The organism is Longirhabdus pacifica, from assembly GCF_004115085.1.
GTDB lineage: Bacteria > Bacillota > Bacilli > Paenibacillales > DSM-105158 > Longirhabdus > Longirhabdus pacifica.
Genome location: NZ_QXJP01000051.1, coordinates 1 through 2,122 on the forward strand (window position 1 = coordinate 1; position 2,122 = coordinate 2,122).

Annotated in this window: 1 protein-coding gene and 1 pseudogene; both read left to right on the forward strand. The window is 39.2% G+C overall.

Annotation, left to right across the window (positions count from 1 at the left end):
• Nucleotides 1-603, forward strand: a pseudogene (locus D1Z92_RS17435) (hypothetical protein); the annotation flags it as partial.
• A 20-nt stretch (nt 604-623) separates the two neighbouring features.
• The coding region (locus D1Z92_RS17000; protein ID WP_206099779.1) for a DUF5704 domain-containing protein at nt 624-2,122 on the forward strand (1,499 nt) is incomplete at its 3' end.

A 2,122-nucleotide genomic window follows, 5' to 3' on the forward strand; every position in this document is an offset into this window, starting at 1 on the left:
GCAGAAACATATCCTTGGTTAGATGAGTTGAGAGAAGTAGGAACGACAGGGACAAACTTACTTTCTATGACCCCATATGTTTATTACAAGGATGAAGATGGTAAACCAAGGAGCTTTGATCGCATCACAGAACAACCGATTGAAATGGTGAACAACTGGGGAACCGTAATGGTACACCGCATGATAGTTGTAGATGTTAGGTCACCTGATGATATTCGAGGCGTCTATGGGGATATGTTTTATGATAGAGATACGTTAATAGCAGATATGGAGAGATATTCTTTTATAAAAGATTCTATAGGTAAATTATACACTGCTTTTGTAGAAGTTACTGTAACTCCTGCGGTAGAAAATATGAGTACATTTCAATACGTTAATAGTCTGCCTGATAATGGTTTTGTTAGAGGTTCGTCTTTAGAAGGTTCAGGAACTACCAAACAATATAGTTTGAATACATTACCTAGAGGTAGTGATGCAGGCTTTTTCGTGAAAGATACTCCCAATAGATTATGGGTAAGTAACGCTATGCAAAAAGAAATGGGAGAAAGATATTCTTTGGATGTGAAAATAGGAACTTTTTCTAGTTTCTATATTCCTGAGTAACAGAAAAGAGGGAATAAGAGTTGAAATTACTAAAATGTATGCTTATTGTCGTCTTACTCTTGTGTGCTACTCCGATGACATCTCTATTAGCCCAATCTCCAACGGTAGTAAGTCCTAATCCACCAACGAATAAGCAAACGATGACGATAGAAGTGGGAGTCAAAAATGAACCAAATCCTGGTGTATATTGGTATCAAATAGACAATGGAAACTTTCGTGCAAATTATTCTGATGAAAACTTTCAAGCCCAATTAAAGGAAGTGCCGAACGCTGGAACAGATTGGAACCCGTATCCACAAACAAGTGTTATTACGGATCATGTGGATATGGATAATTATCGTCCTAGTAAATTTGTATATGTTAATAAACAAGGTGAAGACGTAGATGTCCCCATCAGTAAAGTTAAATCCTATGATATCGAGAGTATTAAATTTGCTGAACAATCAATAAATGATAGAAGTTTTCAAGGTATCTATGTTCAACAAGTTAATAAAAATGATAAATATGTCATGTTAAAAACAGAAACAGGACACAACTACAAGCATTCCAAATACGAAGTATTTAGCACGAGATACGGTACAAATTACCCAAAAGTGAGAGTAGGTTACTTCACTCCACTTAAAGTGACATGGAAAGGAATCATCGAACAATCCAAAGAGATCCAAGTAAGAGAAGATGCTACTTTGGCAGTGGGCAGCACTAGAAATATATATGCCGATGTTCGAACGATGGACTTTGGAGAGACAAGCTGGGGAAGTTGGATGGATGTCACTACGCAAAGTAAAACGACGTGGACTTCGCAAAATCCTGCTGTTGCCACTGTGAATGCACAAGGAAAAGTGACAGCAAAGACAGTAGGTAACACAACAATCACCGCAGTATGGAAGAACGAGGATGGCTTCGAACTAACGGATAGTGCAGTTATTACTGTAGTGAATGTCGACTGTGATGCAACACCGAACGATCCAGCATGTGATACAGGTGGTGGAGGTTCTACAGATCCGCCAGATAACTCTTCCAGTGATGGAGAAACAAAGACAGGGGAGGATCTAGACCCAGATGCCAAAGGATACATAGACAATTGTGAAAGAACGTTTGATGTGACACAAGGCATACCGACTTCTGAATGTTTGGAAATAGCTGTGACAGATGCGAAAAGTTATTTGTATGCCTATGAATTTCAAGAAAAACTCGGTACGAACTACTATCAAGTCACCGTAGAGAAAACGTACAATCTGGAATGGCAAGAAGAAGAGTTTAGTCATTTTGAAGAGGAGTACGATGCTAACGGAAATGTCACCAGCCAAAAAGAAGTGAAGAAATGGGTCGATTACGCTGAAACCGAGACCGTATCCCAAGATTATAACATTAGCCGTGAATACTCCTACTGGCAAATAGATGGATTTGCACTGTATGGCATAGATCAAGCATCGATGCAAAACTATGCCTTGCCAAACGGTCAACAAGTGATGCAACCATCGAATGGGTATCAAGCCCCTGCCGTTACGGTGAAACAATA